The 14,263-nt window shown below is 59.2% G+C and carries 15 protein-coding genes and 1 pseudogene; 7 read left to right on the forward strand and 9 right to left on the reverse strand.

The window, feature by feature from the left end:
• Window positions 1–306: 306 nt before the first annotated feature.
• The 3 genes from ACW9I6_RS03315 to ACW9I6_RS03325 all read left to right on the forward strand — a co-directional run bounded on the left by ACW9I6_RS03315 (window position 307) and on the right by ACW9I6_RS03325 (window position 3,809).
• Window positions 307–2,409, forward strand: coding sequence for a TonB-dependent siderophore receptor (locus ACW9I6_RS03315; protein ID WP_003207678.1), 2,103 nt, complete (start codon window positions 307–309; stop codon window positions 2,407–2,409).
• 69 nt (window positions 2,410–2,478) lie between these two features.
• Window positions 2,479–3,630 (forward strand): PepSY-associated TM helix domain-containing protein, encoded by a 1,152-nt coding sequence (locus ACW9I6_RS03320; RefSeq protein ID WP_177008549.1) that lies wholly within the window; start codon window positions 2,479–2,481, stop codon window positions 3,628–3,630.
• On the forward strand, window positions 3,627–3,809 hold the full coding sequence (locus ACW9I6_RS03325) for a hypothetical protein (protein WP_457338892.1): 183 nt from the start codon (window positions 3,627–3,629) through the stop codon (window positions 3,807–3,809). Before ACW9I6_RS03320 ends, ACW9I6_RS03325 begins: the two co-directional genes overlap by 4 nt.
• Before the next feature lie 25 nt (window positions 3,810–3,834).
• Here the strand turns inward: ACW9I6_RS03325 and ACW9I6_RS03330 are convergent.
• From ACW9I6_RS03330 to ACW9I6_RS03340, 3 genes and pseudogenes are all read right to left on the reverse strand, one after another.
• A pseudogene (locus ACW9I6_RS03330) lies at window positions 3,835–3,975 on the reverse strand (DUF159 family protein); the annotation flags it as partial.
• 28 nt (window positions 3,976–4,003) lie between these two features.
• Window positions 4,004–4,342, reverse strand: a complete 339-nt coding sequence (locus tag ACW9I6_RS03335) for a hypothetical protein (protein ID WP_008435088.1) — start codon at window positions 4,340–4,342, stop codon at window positions 4,004–4,006.
• Between the two features lie 121 nt (window positions 4,343–4,463).
• Window positions 4,464–5,432, reverse strand: a complete 969-nt coding sequence (locus tag ACW9I6_RS03340) for an alpha/beta fold hydrolase (protein WP_457338893.1) — start codon at window positions 5,430–5,432, stop codon at window positions 4,464–4,466.
• Window positions 5,433–5,569: 137 nt separating this feature from the next.
• On the opposite strand from ACW9I6_RS03340, the gene ACW9I6_RS03345 reads away from it, so the two are divergent.
• Window positions 5,570–6,526, forward strand: a complete 957-nt coding sequence (locus ACW9I6_RS03345; protein WP_457338894.1) for a GlxA family transcriptional regulator — start codon at window positions 5,570–5,572, stop codon at window positions 6,524–6,526.
• A gap of 262 nt (window positions 6,527–6,788) precedes the next feature.
• Window positions 6,789–7,325 carry a Csu type fimbrial protein gene (locus ACW9I6_RS03350; protein WP_457338895.1) on the forward strand — a complete coding sequence of 179 codons (537 nt, stop codon included), beginning with the start codon at window positions 6,789–6,791 and terminating at the stop codon, window positions 7,323–7,325.
• A 99-nt stretch (window positions 7,326–7,424) separates the two neighbouring features.
• Here the strand turns inward: ACW9I6_RS03350 and ACW9I6_RS03355 are convergent, their stop codons facing one another.
• From ACW9I6_RS03355 to ACW9I6_RS03365, 3 genes are all read right to left on the reverse strand, one after another.
• The gene (locus ACW9I6_RS03355; RefSeq protein WP_003207691.1) at window positions 7,425–7,805 is read right to left on the reverse strand and encodes a DUF1090 family protein; all 381 of its coding nucleotides are present in this window, start codon (window positions 7,803–7,805) and stop codon (window positions 7,425–7,427) included.
• Between the two features lie 238 nt (window positions 7,806–8,043).
• Entirely contained in the window at window positions 8,044–8,364 is a 321-nt protein-coding gene (locus ACW9I6_RS03360; RefSeq protein WP_087693939.1) for a hypothetical protein, read from the reverse strand.
• A 6-nt stretch (window positions 8,365–8,370) separates the two neighbouring features.
• Complete coding sequence (locus tag ACW9I6_RS03365) at window positions 8,371–9,327, reverse strand: glycoside hydrolase family 6 protein (RefSeq protein WP_087693938.1); 957 nt, start codon at window positions 9,325–9,327, stop codon at window positions 8,371–8,373.
• A 145-nt stretch (window positions 9,328–9,472) separates the two neighbouring features.
• On the opposite strand from ACW9I6_RS03365, the gene ACW9I6_RS03370 reads away from it, so the two are divergent.
• Window positions 9,473–9,991 (forward strand): DUF1993 domain-containing protein, encoded by a 519-nt coding sequence (locus ACW9I6_RS03370; RefSeq protein WP_214498851.1) that lies wholly within the window; start codon window positions 9,473–9,475, stop codon window positions 9,989–9,991.
• A gap of 80 nt (window positions 9,992–10,071) precedes the next feature.
• Window positions 10,072–10,395 (forward strand): helix-turn-helix domain-containing protein, encoded by a 324-nt coding sequence (locus ACW9I6_RS03375; RefSeq protein WP_087693937.1) that lies wholly within the window; start codon window positions 10,072–10,074, stop codon window positions 10,393–10,395.
• 34 nt (window positions 10,396–10,429) lie between these two features.
• Here the strand turns inward: ACW9I6_RS03375 and ACW9I6_RS03380 are convergent, their stop codons facing one another.
• Genes ACW9I6_RS03380 through ACW9I6_RS03390 form a run of 3 tightly spaced genes read right to left on the reverse strand, consistent with a single transcriptional unit; the run spans window position 10,430 to window position 14,134 of the window.
• Window positions 10,430–11,803, reverse strand: a complete 1,374-nt coding sequence (locus ACW9I6_RS03380) for a coiled-coil domain-containing protein (RefSeq protein WP_177008545.1) — start codon at window positions 11,801–11,803, stop codon at window positions 10,430–10,432.
• 4 nt (window positions 11,804–11,807) lie between these two features.
• On the reverse strand, window positions 11,808–12,995 hold the full coding sequence (locus tag ACW9I6_RS03385) for a DUF6384 family protein (protein ID WP_457338896.1): 1,188 nt from the start codon (window positions 12,993–12,995) through the stop codon (window positions 11,808–11,810).
• Complete coding sequence (locus ACW9I6_RS03390; protein WP_102368910.1) at window positions 12,995–14,134, reverse strand: merozoite surface protein 3b; 1,140 nt, start codon at window positions 14,132–14,134, stop codon at window positions 12,995–12,997. The genes ACW9I6_RS03385 and ACW9I6_RS03390 overlap by 1 nt, the downstream gene beginning before the upstream one ends.
• Window positions 14,135–14,263: the final 129 nt, after the last annotated feature.

The following is a 14,263-nucleotide window of genomic DNA, read 5'->3' on the forward strand; positions in this document are numbered from 1 at the left end:
TTCAGCTCCCGACGAATCTACTGGGTAGTACATGGCTCGATGTGGAGTCGGAGCCACTCGGTGCAGAATCAGTCGCCCTCATTCAATCTCGCGGCCTGAGCCGCGGCCGAAACCTCCTCAACGGCGAATCTTCAGTGTTCCGCACCTCCTCATTTTGAAACGCCAAAATGTAGCCAAATGTACCCGACGGTAAATGTTTCGAAATGTGAAAAAAATGTCCGACATAACTTGGTAATTGAGTTAGATTCCTATTAGCATTCTCGAAATGTTAACGCGCTTGACCCACTCGTCGTAGGAATCCTCGTTTTGAAACATCACTTTTCTGCCAGTCTGTTGCTTGCTGGCGCTTGCAGCGCTGCGTCCCTCGTTCACGCCACCGAAGACTTGACGTTGCCGACTACCCAGATCGAAGCGAGTAGTGAACCTATTGACGGTCCAACCGTGGGCTACAAAAGCAATCCGTCGTCCAGCACTACCCGTCTGGGCTTGACGGACAAGGAAACCCCGCAGGCCGTGACCACCATCACTCGGCAAGCCCTGGATGACTTCAAGATCACGGGCATCAAGGATGCGCTGCGTGCTGCGCCCTCGGTGACCGTGGAGCAAACCGAAACCGATCGTACGGAATTCACCTCGCGCGGCTTCGATATCAACAACTTTGAATACGATGGCGTGGGCATGCCCTTCGTGGGAACCGTATTGGTCGGTGATCAGGACTTGGCCGAGTTCGAGCAGATCGACATCCTGCATGGCGCCAATGGTTTGATGAGCGGGGCTGGCAACCCGTCGGCCACGGTCAATTTCGTACGCAAACGTCCGACCGAGACCTTCCAGGCGCAAATCGATACCAGCGTCAGCTCATGGGATGGCCGTCGTGTGGACGTGGACGTTTCCGGCCCGTTGACGGATACCGGCAACGTACGCGGCCGCTTCATTTACTCCCACGACAAGGGCAACTCGTGGATGGATCGATACAGCCATGAGCGCAACGTCGCTGCCGGGCTGTTGGCGTTCGATGTGTCCGATGCCGACACCGTGACCGTGGGTTTCTCCCAGCACGACAGCAATTCAAACGGCAGCACCTGGGGTAACTTGCCGTTGGTGGATAACGATGGCAACGCCATTCACTATGGCAGCCGCAGCTCCAGCATCGGCCAGCCGTGGACCTATTGGAACCTGCGTACCCAGCGCACATTCGCTGAGCTCAAGCATGATTTTGGCAACGGCTGGAACGCTACGGTCACCGCCACGGGCATCACCGAAAAGCAAGACACCAACATGATGTATGTCGCCGGGGTCAGCGGTGATGACGCCTCAGTGTTTGCCGCCAATACCACCAGCGAGGCTCATCAGTTGCTGGGCGAGGCCAAGGTCTCCGGCCCGTTCAGCCTGTTTGGCCGAGAGCATGAGTTGACCCTCGGTGCCGCCTATGGCCGCACCCATCAGAAGGCCCGGGAATACGATGCGGCTGCAGATGGCTACTACGACGTTTCATTCTCGGATGTGCTGGCGGGCAATCTGGCGCATCCGTCGTTCCTGTTTACCAGCGACGCCAATACGCAGAATTTCACGGACACTCAGAAAAGCGTGTACGCCGGTGCCCGATTCAGTCTGGCCGATGATCTTCACTGGATCGCCGGCGCGCGGATGATCAGCCTGGACGCTTCCGGCGACAGCTATGGTTCCGACTACTACACCCGCGCACATGGCAAGGTGACGCCTTACACCGGCCTGGTCTACGACTTGGACAAGCAGTGGAGCGTGTATGGCAGCTGGACGAAAATCTACAGCGCTCAGTACAACCTGGGCAGGGACGGCAAACTGCTTGCTCCGCTTGAAGGCAAAAGCATGGAAGCCGGTGTGAAGGGCAGCTTGCTGGATGACCGCCTCAACGTCACCGCCGCGGCGTTCAAGACCGAACAGCAGAATGTCGCGGAGTATGTCGGCCTGGTGGGTGGCCGGTCCGTTTACGACCCCATGGATTACAAGAGTCACGGAGTAGAGCTGCAAGCCTCTGGCGAAGCGCTACCCGGCCTGGACGTGCTCGCCGGGTATACCTACGTGCGCATCGACAACGACGATGGCGACAAGGCCCGTAAGTATGTGCCAACTCATAGCGTGCGCGGCATGCTCACCTATCGCTTGCCAAGTTTGCCCCAAGCCAAGATCGGTACACGGGTAAGCTGGCAGAGTGCAGTGGAAAACGACACGAACAGTGCCATCCACCAGAACGCCTACGCGTTGCTCGATTTCATGGCCAGCTATGACATCGACAGCAACTGGAGCACGTCGCTGAACCTGAACAACGTCACCGATCGCAAATACCTGCTATCGCTGTACAACAGTGCCACGACCGCCAGCTACGGCGCCCCGCGTAACCTGGTAGCGTCTGTTACCTGGAAATACTGATACCGCCTGGGGGCTCGCTGTGCCCCGTGACGCGCGGCGAGCCTGGCGCTTTAAGGAAAACCACCGAGCATGACTGCACGCACCTTGCGTATCTGGTTTCTGGTCCACAAATGGACCAGCCTGATCGCTACCGTTTTCCTGTTGTTGCTGTGCCTGACGGGGCTGCCACTGATCTTTCATGAAGAGATTGAGCACTACTTCGAGCCGCCGCCGCCCCTGCGCCCGCTGACCGCCGATACACCACGAATCGACTACGACACCGTCATTGCCAGTGCATTGGTGGCGCAGCCGGGGGAGGTCGTGCGTTTTGTCGGTTTCGATCCGGAAAGTCCGCTCGGTACGGTGTACACGGCAACGAGCATTATGCCGCCACCGATCGAGGGGCATTCGCAGTCGTTCGATACACGCACTGGCGAGTTATTTCCTGCGGTGCCGCCAGACGAAGGGTTCATGAACCTGATGTTGCGCCTGCATACCGATTTATTCATGGGGTTGCCCGGTTATCTGTTCCTCGGTTTCATGGGGCTGCTGTTGGTCGCGGCGCTGGTGTCCGGCGTGGTGGTGTACACACCGTTCATGCGCAAGCTGGACTTCGCCACCGTGCGCAACGGGCGCAGTTCACGCTTGAAGTGGCTGGACCTGCATAACGTGCTCGGCATCGTCACCCTCGCCTGGGTGTTGGTGGTGGGGCTGACGGGCGTGATCAATACGCTGGCATTGCCCATTTTCGACTTTTGGCAGAGTGACCAGTTGGCGCAGATGACCGCGCCCTACAAGGATGCGCCGCCGCTGGAGCGCCTCGGGTCGTTGCAAAAAGCGCTGGATACCGCGCGTAAGGCGGCGCCAGGCATGGAGCCCAGCTTCATCGCCTTTCCCGGTACTCAGTTCAGCAGCCAGCACCATTACGCAGTGTTCATGCGCGGCACCACGCCGCTCACTGCGCGATTGCTCAAGCCGGCCCTGGTGGATGCGAGTACCGGCGAGCTGACCGACATGCGTGAGATGCCGTTGTACGTGAAAACCTTGCTGGTTTCGCAGCCGCTGCATTTTGGTGATTACGGTGGTGTGCCGCTGAAGATCATCTGGACGCTGCTCGATCTCATCAGCATCGTCATCCTCGGCAGTGGGCTCTACCTGTGGCTGAGCCGTCGCAAGGTACCGTTGCAAAAACGCTTGGATGAATTGCATGCCAGCGGGCCGGAAATGGGGGGCCGATCATGAGGCGCGGACTGTGGATGATCTTTCGCTGGCCGCTGTTGCTCTTTGTTCTAAGCCTGTTCGGATTGCTCTCGGCGCTGATTGGTGACGGCGTCTATGACCTGCTTTCATGGCTCAGCCTGGGGGTGCCGTTGGGGCTGGTCGGGATGGTTTGGCTGCGTTTGCGTTCAGCCAAACGATGATTGGCGCGATCCTCCGCGCCGTCATCAACAGCGTCAGCTTCCACTCGGTTGCAGGTCGATTTTCTCCCAGCGGCAACTCACCCACGGAGTTCGCCAGGGCATTGGGCATGCTCAGCGCCGCGACGAAGTCGTGAATGCCGCTGTACTGGGAAAGTCTTCCGCACATGGCCAAGCCCTCAACCTGAAACCTGAGCTTAGACAATGGTTTTCGGGTGAGACATCAGTTCGTTCAGCACACTGCGCAGCCTCTCGGCCTCGCGCGTGCTGAGTCGATCTGAAGTGGTGAGGTTGGCGATCTGCTTCCTCATCGCTGCAGCTTCGGCACCGCGCAGCCTGAGGTATCCGGCAAACTCTTCGTTCTTTGCCTGTGCTTCTGTCAGCATCGCGACTAGGCCGAAGATATCCGCCCGGGCCTTGCGCAGTTGCAGGTTCAGTTCCTGGATCTCGTTCTCGAGCAGCCGGGCATGTTGTTTGTGCATTTCGAGAGGCGTGGGGATGCCAAGCCACCCGCAGGTGTCTTCGTCGATATTCATAGGAGGTATTTCGAGTGCTGTATGTGTATACAATATTCGAGATTGGGTGAAGTGGAATGCTTGAGGCGACGAACTGCAGGGTTACCCGACGATCAGTCGGGCGCGGGCCTCCCACTCTTTACTATTTACCGGCGGTGATACGCGCCATGAACTGACGCGTCAGGCTGGCGATCTGCTCGGTTTTTTCATCGAGCGCGAAATGCCCCGCGTCCAGAATATGAACCTCGGCCCCCGGCACATCATCCTTGTAGCGCATGGCTCCCGGCACAATGAACGACGGGTCGTATTTTCCCCACATGACCAACATGGGCGGTTGATTGTCTTTCAACCATTGCTGCCATTTAGGGTAAGAGGCGACGTTGTTTCGGTAGTCCAGCAACAACGCCGACTGTATCGCCCGCTGGCCCGGACGGGATAAGGCGGCAAACTCGTCTTCCCAGGCATCAGGGTTGTAACGCTCGGGATGAGGGCTGGTGCCCAGGTGGCGCTGCTTCGTGCCTTCGTACCCCGTGAACCCATCGACTTGTTCGGGATGTTCGGCGGGAGCCTTCCAGTACTTGGCGATGTTCGCCCACTTGGCACCCAGGCCTTCGTCATAGGCATTGGCGTTCTGGATGATGATGCCGTGCAGTTTTTGCGGCGCGTTGAGGATCATCCGAAAGCCTACCGGGCCGCCGTAGTCCTGCATAAACAGGGTGTATTCATGGATTTGCAATTGCGTGAGCAGCTTGCTCATGGTGTCGGCCAGATGGTCAAACGTGTAGGTGTAGGTCGCGGCCGAGGGCGCGTCGCTTCTGCCGAACCCGGGGTAGTCGGGTGCGATCACGTGATACCGGTCAGCAAGCAGCGGGATCAGCGAATCCCACATGCGCGAGGACGAAGGGTAGCCATGGAGCAGCACCAGGGTCGGCGCGTCCCTGGGGCCGGCCTCGCGATAGAAAACCCTCACGCCGTCCACGCTGGACCAATGATAGCCAGTGGACTCGGTGGTATAGGGGACGGACGGCACCGGTTCGCTGGCGTGTCCCGGTGCGGTCATCGAAAGAGTGGTCATAAGTGCTCCCAGCGTGCAAAAGGTGGCGATGTTCATTGAGGCCCTGAGCTCTGATTTGCGCATTTCCCGGTGAAATGCAGCTGCGATCAGAGTGAACGCATCCGGGAACTCACACCATTGGCCCAATGACCATTTTTCATTAGAATCGGGCCAATCTCGATCAGGCCCGCCCTATGAAAAAAAGTGTGAAAGTTGCAGTCATCGCCTTTAACGGCATCAGCCCCTTTCACCTTTCTGTGCCGTGCCTCGTATTTGGTAAAGATCGCCGAGTGGGGGATTCGCCCTGGTTTGAATTGGTGGTCTGCGCGGGCGAAGAGGGGGCGCTGGTTACCAACGCCGGTTTCGCGATCCACTGTGACCATGGTTTGGACCAGGTTGCAGGAGCTGACATCGTCATCATTCCCAGCTGGCGGGACGTCACCGAAAGGCCGGCGAGCGCACTCCTCGAAACGCTTCAGGCAGCCCATGAACGAGGCGCGCTGGTGGTCGGCCTGTGCCTGGGGGCGTTCGTGCTTGCCCATGCGGGCCTGCTGTGCGACAAGCGGGCTACCACGCACTGGGCGTGGGCGGCGCATCTGGCGCGAGATTTCCCACGCATTGAAGTGGACCCCAAAGTGCTCTATGTCGAGGCGCAGCAAATCCTGACCTCTGCAGGCGTGGCCGCAGGGCTCGATTGCTGTATTCATATCGTCAGGCGGATCTATGGGCGGGGGGTTGCCAACGCGTTGGCGCGTCAACTGCTGGTTTCCCCCCATCGCGACGGAGGCCAGGCCCAGTTCATCAGCCAGCCTGTTCCTCAAGGCGCAAGCGACCAGCGTCTCGGCCAGTTGCTGGACTGGCTTCGGGCAAACCTGGAACAACCGTTGTCAATCGATCAAGTGGCGACGAGGCTGGCGATGAGTCGACGCAGTTTCACCCGGCACTTCAAGCAACTGACCGGCTCGACGTTTGGAAAGTGGCTCACGAATGAGCGAATCAAGGCCGTCCAACTGCAACTTGAAACAACCGACCACAGCGTCGAATCGATCGCTGACGCTTGCGGGTTTGGTACAAGCCTGTCGTTACGTCAGCACTTTTTCTCGATCGTGGGCGTGAGCCCCACAACCTACCGGAAGTCTTATCATCGATAGGGAGGTACCTGTAATTTCCGGTTCCGATACCCGTTCGCTGACGTGCAGCGACGGAGCGAAAACTGGCCAGTGATTCCTGCGGGTACAAGGCCGAAAAGCTCTCCAGGCAACCTCCCGCAAGTGAAAGCGATTGGCCTCGGGCTGGCAGTTTCCTTTTGACTGACTAACCTTCTAAGCAACGGCCATCCTTGTACAAGTGTCAAGGGTCTACCTCAGGGACCTGAACCGGCGCGCTGGGTTGGCAAGTCATAAGGAGAGCTTCATGAATGGACTTATCCCAAGAGTCTTACTGGCGTTGACGACACTGGCCTGGGTGTCCGGCTCGCAGGCCGCGACCACCGTCACCGGTCAAATCAGTGCGTCGCTGATATTGATCAACAGTTGCCTGGTCAACGGCGTGGGAGGCACCACAGGCTTGAATTTCGGTGCGTTGAACTTTGGTACCGCCAACACCCTGTATACAGAGGCTGATGGGCAAGTGCTGGGCGGCGGCGGGGCGCCTTTGTCTATTCAATGCTCGGCGGGTACTTCGCCGGTATTGACCATCACGTCCGGCGCCAATGATGGCAAATCCACCGGTGGAACGCGTGCCCTGGCAGACGGTGCCGGCCACTTTGCGCCCTATGACATCTACACCGACGCCGCCCACACGCAAATTCTTGCCAACAACGGCACTATCAATCTGGCGGCCAGCACCGGGGTTGCGCAAACCGTGAATATTTACGGTAAATCCCCAGGCAAGGTGGGTTTGCCGGCCGGCACTTATACCGACACGATTGCGGTCACGCTGACGTTTTGAGTATGGGGCGTGTCGCCTGGGGTAAAGGGGACTGATTTACCTGGACAGTGCGATGCAGAAAAAGCCCGCAAGCGCGGGCTTTCTGCCGGGCAGCTCGAGTTACTTGAACAGGCCACCAATTGCGTTGATTGCGTCCGCAGCCTTATTCACGTTTTGCTGGCGCTGAGGGTTAGTGTCCACTTGTGCCTGGGTGTTGTAGGTGCTGTTGCTGCAGCTCTTGTTGGTTTGTGTCAGTGCTGCCTGGAACGCGGTCGCGCGCAACGTATCGCCCTTGGCATTGGCCGCATTGATATTGGTCTGCAGGTCGCGGATCTGTTGCTGGCAGGAGGCACTGTTGGCGTTGACGGTGTTGTTGCTGTTGCCGGCACCCCCCAAGGCAGATGACAGGGCACCGGTGAGGGCAGACAGGTCGGCGGCGTGGGCGGGCAAAGTGAACAGGCTGAACAGGGCGGCGGCTGGGGCGAGTTTGGAAAGACGCATGGCAAACCTCAATGTTTTATTGCCTGCGCATCTCCGGGGGCCCGAGCAGGCGCAGAACAATATCCGTATAGAGGTGAGCGCTCGGGTGGGGCGAAATATATTTGGTCAAATTTTGACCTTCAACCGTGAAACTCCATAAATGTGAGTTGTTTCACGTTGTTTTCTGGCATTGACGACGTATCAAGGTGAGGGCACGAGCCCGAGTGATGCGCGATGCAAGCTGAAACGCCTGGGTGCTTCACTTGGCGCAACAAACACCCGATAGCTTCACCAGCAGTGTCAGCGCGACGATTGCCCAGCCAAAGTTGAGTGCGACAAACATCCATTCCGGCGGATTTGTACCCAGGAAAATCGTCGAGGTAACCGTCAAGAAAACCATCAAAAGACCAATTGGGAGCCAGAACCAGAGGTGTTTCTGGCGCTGGCACACCTCTATGTGCAGCGGGCTATCTTCATGGAGTGTCATGTGTTGTCGGCCTCGGTAACCTGCTGCTTCCCTGCCGATGTTCAGCTCAAGAGCGCTATCCTGAGCAATGAGTCCAGGTGATGCAAGGCTCATTCGCCGTTAGTGTCCATCAATCAGGCGAAGTGCCAGTTCGGCACTGAAGGTGCCTGCCGCCGGGCCTTCATGACAATCGGTTTTCGTCGAAGACGCACCGTCCGAATTGCCCGGGAGTTTGATCCATAGGGCAACCAACCGTGGCGAAAGCACTTGCGGTGGCATGCCCAGTCTGCGCCCCACCGGGTTGCACCAGTCTCCAGGATTCGCACCATTGCCGTTGCGGCTGGTATCCACCGCCACGGCTTTTGTATAGGCGTATTCGCTTAACAACCTGGCATTGATGGCATCACCATAACTGCGCACCTGGGCGAGGGTGTAGAAGTTGGCGATATTCAGGGCAAACCCCCGGATCTGTTTCACACCGGCTGCATTCAACGCATCGGCCATGGCGCCTGGGGATTTCCAGCCTGGATTGCCAGCGTCCAGATAAACATCGGCATGGCGTGCGCGCTGGTTGAACCCCGATACGGCGTAATTGATTAGCCCCAGCCGCTCGGCGCGCTTGTTCTTGTCCAGGCACTGCAGGTCTGCCAGTGCGTCCGGCTCCAAGATAACCAGCGCCGGCTGGTCTCCAATGCCTTTGATCAGTTGGTCTATCCAGCCCCGGTACTCCGCCGCTGCCGGTGCGCCACCCTTCGAGGCGCCACCGCTGCAGTCGCGGTGGGGCAGGTTATAGGCCACCAAAATCGGTGTTTTATCAGCCCTGGCGGCAGCGGTTACATAGCGATTGACGCGCTCGGCCAGCGTTCCTATGGCCTGGCTGGTGCCGGTCAGCCACAGGGCACTGGGCACCTCGGCAATGGTTGAGCGGATGCTTGCAGTGGCAGGCGTATCGGGGTGCTGCTGGACCCACTGTGCGGCGGTGGACTGCGGGTTGACGTAGAACCCATCACTCGCCTGGGCAGCAGGCAGCATCGACAAGCAGATAAAACCGGCGGCAAGGGTGGCGATCTTTAGCACGCTCTACACCAGTAAGAGGGGCGGGTGGCCAAGGTAAGTCGGCTCGCCGCTGACGTCACGTGAAGCTGCATGAAGCTTGCCGGCTAGCCGCGCAGACCGTGCCCATGGCATGCTCCCACGCTCAGCATCCAGTCAAGGAAGAACGATGTCGACCTATGTAATCACCGTCCCTTGCTTTGCGCAGATGTTGCGCTCGCTCAAGGGGCTTTTGTCCAAAGGCGAGGCGCATGCCGGCGAGTTGGGCTATGACCCGCGAAACCTGCTGAGCGCGCGGCTGGCGCCCGACATGCACACCCTCGCAACGCAAATCCGGTTTGTGTGCACCCAGGCCCAGGAATCGGTCCAGCGTCTCACCCATCAACCGCTGCCGGTTCTGAGCACACCCGCAACCCTGAGCGAGGCACGTGGGTTGGTCGAGCAAACCCTGCAAGCCCTTGCCTCGGCAGATCGCGAACTCATCGACAGCAGCGAGCGCGCTATCTCGATAGAACTTCCCGACGGTACTATTTTCGACATGACTGCCTACGAATACGCGGTCAATTGGGCCATTCCACAGTTCTATTTTCACCTGATGACCGCCTATAACATCCTTCGCCATAACGGTGTGCCGCTCGGCAAGGCCGATTACGTGCCGCATATGTTCGCCTTCGTGCGCACGCAATAGGTAGCCACCCGAATGAATAGACCCCGCTCCTGCGCATAAGCGTATGGTGGGTGTTAAACACGTTTATTGAGGTACCCGCCATGGACGATAAACTCGGCACCCGCCTGAAAGAGGAACGCAAGATCCTGGGGCTCTCCCAACAGGAGTTTGGTGCGATTGGCGGTGTGGGTGCGAATGCTCAGGTGCACTACGAAAGTGGCGCGCGGGCGCCCAAGTCCGATTACCTGATTGCCATCCGGCATAAAGGCGTGGACGTGCTTTACGTGTTGACGGGGGAAAGGGCGGTTATCAACCAGGCCACCCTGAGTGACAAGGAGACGTTGATCATCAACCACTACCGCACGCTGGACGGGCTGGATCAGGATGCGATTGCGCAGATCACTTCCTCGTTGTCTGACAGCTAGCAACGAGGAAGTCCCGGATTTGCTTCGCGCCAGGCTAGAAGCTGTCGGTCGTCCTGAAGCTGCCGCCGCCTGTACTGCCTGACGTCGAAAAGCTGGCCGTGTTGTTATTGCTGCTTTCGACGGTGGCGACGCCAAGGACGACAGGGCTGATCGATGCGCTGACATAGCCTCGCGTCGCCCCTGCCGCTACCTGACTGCGGCGCACGATTTTAAGGCCCCGGCTAAGCACATCCACAACCTGGCCAAGGGTTGCACCCTGGGTCATGTAGCTCTCTACCAGACGCTCGAAGTCAGTCGACAGGTCAAAATAAACATCGCGGCCGGTAAACGCATCGTTGCGAACTTTGCGCTCCAGGTCTTTGGCACGCTGGTAGCTGTTCTGGTGTACCACGGCCTCTTCCTGGGTATCCGCCAGTTGCTGTACCACCGCTTTCAAGCGCAGGTTCAGGGTTTGCAGTTGCTCGACGATCAGGTCGTCGGCGTCGTCCGGGGTGTGGCTGGCCAGGTCGATCAATTCGCCGATGCTGCGGGTTTTCAACTGGTCAGTGAGCAACTGGCGTGCGCGCTGGTACTGCGGGTCTTCGTTGCGTGAGTAGCTGCCGAGTTTTTCCTGGATGGCATTGGCCTGGCGCTTGGCGTTGTCGACTACGCGTTGCAGGGTGTCGAGCTCGGGTTGAATTGAGGCCTGTCCCAACTGGTCACGTGCCTGAGCCAGTTGCGCATCGACGCTGGCACTCAAGGTGCTGATCAGGGCGATGCGCTCGGCCTGCAAGGCCTCGTTTCGCTCACCAAGGGCGATCAGGCTCAGCTCGTTCTTGCGGTTGGCGAGGTAGTTCACCTTAGTCGCCAGCCAGTTGTCCATCCAGCGGTTCAGGCGGTTGCGCCGGTATTGGTCGGTGCCGAAGGCGTGTCCGCGCAGGTAGACGTAGACCAGGTTGGTATCAAAGGTCGGACGCTTCAGTGCGCACTCCTGGCGCAAGTCTTCATAACCGCTGACGTGTTCTCGGTGGGCGGCCTGGGCCAGGTCCAGTTGCTCGACCTGGCGGGCGTAGTCGGGGTTTTGTTCCAGGGATTGCCGGGCTTGCTGGTCGAGGGTGTCGGCTCGCGCTTGCAGTTTTTCCTTGCCCGCCAGCGCCTGGGCCACGGTCTGCTCAGCGTCGCGCAGTTGCTGGTGGAGCAGGTCCTGGGACTGTTGGCGCAGGTTCAGGGCGGCGGCGACTTGCTCGTTCTGCGTGTTGCCCTGGTCCAGGTGCAGGGCCGCGATTTTACCCAGGCGCTGGGTAATGTCCTGCTCCAGCGCCAGTTGCTCGCCGAGCAGTTCAGACAGGTGTTGCTCGGCCGTGCGAATCCTCAGCTCGGCGTTGCGGGAGTTACGTTCGGTGATGCCGATCAGGGTGTCAGGCGTCATGTCTTCACCACTCCAATATCGTTTCGAGCGGGTCGGTGGTCCGTTGGCTCAAGTAGGTGACTTCCATCCTGCCGGCTGGCTTGCGGCCGACTACACGGTGGGTCAGGTGGCCGTCGTCGAGTTTGTCGGCCTTGACCTTCAGGTATTCGGCCTGCGGTACCCGCACAGCGAACTGGCTGGCCCACGCGCCGGTGCCGGTCTCACTGCTGACGGTGGGCAGTGGAACCGGTCTGTCCGACAGGTCGACGGCTTCGACAACCAAATACCAGCTCTTGCCCTGGGTCGAACCAGGATTGGAATTACACAGCGCCTTGTCGTAGCAGCGCTCGACACCGGACGGCGTGCCGGGCCGGTCGACAACCCGAATGGTCACCTCCTTGGGGATCAGTTCGGTGTTGGCACGCAGGGCCCTGAGTTGGCCGCCGGCTTTTTCGATCTCGAATTTCCCGATGAGGTCTTTGATCATGACCAGTTCGGCCTGCATGCCCCGCGTCGCTTTACTGTCGGCGGCGGGCAGGTGAATGTCGGCGACTTTGCGGGTCAACTCGTTGAGCTGGTCGGTCATCGGCTGGACTGCCTTGACCTTGGCTAAAAACGCCTCCAGCACGCCGATCTGCTCACTGGCGTAATCGACCCCGGAGGTATCGACCATGGCCAGGGCATGTTCGGCCTTGGTATTCAGGCGGGGCAGGGCACTGAACAGGTCGCCGCCCTCAATATAGGCCGGGTCCTGCTGCACGGCGCTCAGCCGAGCCTTCAGGTGGGCGATGTCTGATTGTTTTTGTGCCGCGTTCGTCTCGACGGCGATGGCCGCTCTTTGAGCCTCTTGGATCTCATGTCTGGCGACCATCACCCGGCTGCATTGCACCACCAGCAAGGTGACCGCAATGAGCTGGATGACGAGTATGCCGCGATGCCGCCTGAGCAATACTTTGCTCCAGAAGCGGTCAAGCGCACTCAGTTCCGGGGCCTCGAACACCAGGCGTTTGGAAAAGAATTCGCGCACGCCCTGATCGATCTGCGCTTCGGTAAATTGAATGCCGTTGTTCTGGTAATACTCGCGGATGCGCGCCGCCACTTCTGCGCGGCGTTGGGGCAGGCTCAAGTCCTTTTCCACCGCCATCTGCTGGTGGCGCAGTTGATCCACCAGCGCCATCGCGCCGAGTTGCTCGGAGAGAAGAATGTCGCTCATCAAGCGGCCTTGGTCAGCAATGCGGCGAACTTGCGTTTGGCCTCTTCGACGGCTTCGGCGATGTCACGGGATGCGTTGCTGGATTCAGCGCGGTAGGTTTCCGTCAGGCCGTGCATGTCCGTCTGGAAACTCAGGGTGGCGTCGGCCAGGGCGCGCACCGAGTCGACCTTGATGGTGGAGCCATAGCTGGCCTTGACCGCTGCTTCCAATTGGGTGTTGCCGGTGCTGCCCAGGGCTTCAAGGCCCTTGCTGATGCCGTCGGTGGTGGCATTCAGCGTGTTGGTGGCTTCGGCCAGTCCACTGTTGCTGGTGAACGACACCGCGAGGCCGGTCAACACCACTTCGTTGGTAGAGAAGAACGAGACCATGCGCTGGTACTGGCGCTCCTTGATCACATGCACCTGGTTGATCCGGGCGAAGACCATTTCGGCCGTGTTGTAGCCGACCTTCAGGTCATCGGCGATGTCCTTGACGATCTGGTAGCGCTTGTCTTCGTCCTGCAGCGCGCGTACGGCTTCGTCACGGCGCAATTCCAAGGCCGCGCGTTCGGCCGGCGCCAGGGTTTCGGCAGCCGTGACTTGGGCGTTGGCCTCGTTCAAGGCCTGGGTACGCTGCTCCAGGACCTGGCCGGCCAGGGCGAGCACTTGTTGGGCATCGACCTCGGCCGCTTTCATGGCCATGCGAAAATCCAGGTAGGCTTCCAGAATCACCGTTTCCCGGGAGATCTGGTCATTGGCCGACTTGCACACCTGCAGGTAGTTTTCACGGATCTCGCTGAAGCGGCTGGGGATCGAGCCACGACGCAGGTTCATCCAGCTCAGCTTGAGCTTCTCCAGCGTATCCAGGCGCCCATCATCCATCCAGCCCGCCATGGCCGCAGCGTCTTCGCGAATCGAGGTGAAGCTCTGGGTGATGTCCATGAAGCGCGTGGAGATATCCATGCCGGCGATCTGCTCGCGAACCACGCTGTTAAAGGTGGTCGACTGTTGCAGCACGGCAGCGATAGCGGTGACTTTGGCGGTGTCGTACTGGGCCACGCGGTCCAGCAATACCAGTACCGGTGCATCTGGAACCGGCTGCAGAAGATTGATGCCCAGGGTCCGCAGGCCCGTCAGCGCGCGGTCGAGGTAGTTGCTCATCGAGTGTCCTTTCAGGATGTGTTCAGCACAGTGTGCAGAGAAGGGCGCAAGTATACCGATCAATGAAGGCAAACCAATGGCAGTTTGGTTGGAGGGCGCTTGTTGGCAGGCCTGGCGAAGTGTATGACC

This window comes from Pseudomonas sp. SDO5522_S412, assembly GCF_054071215.1.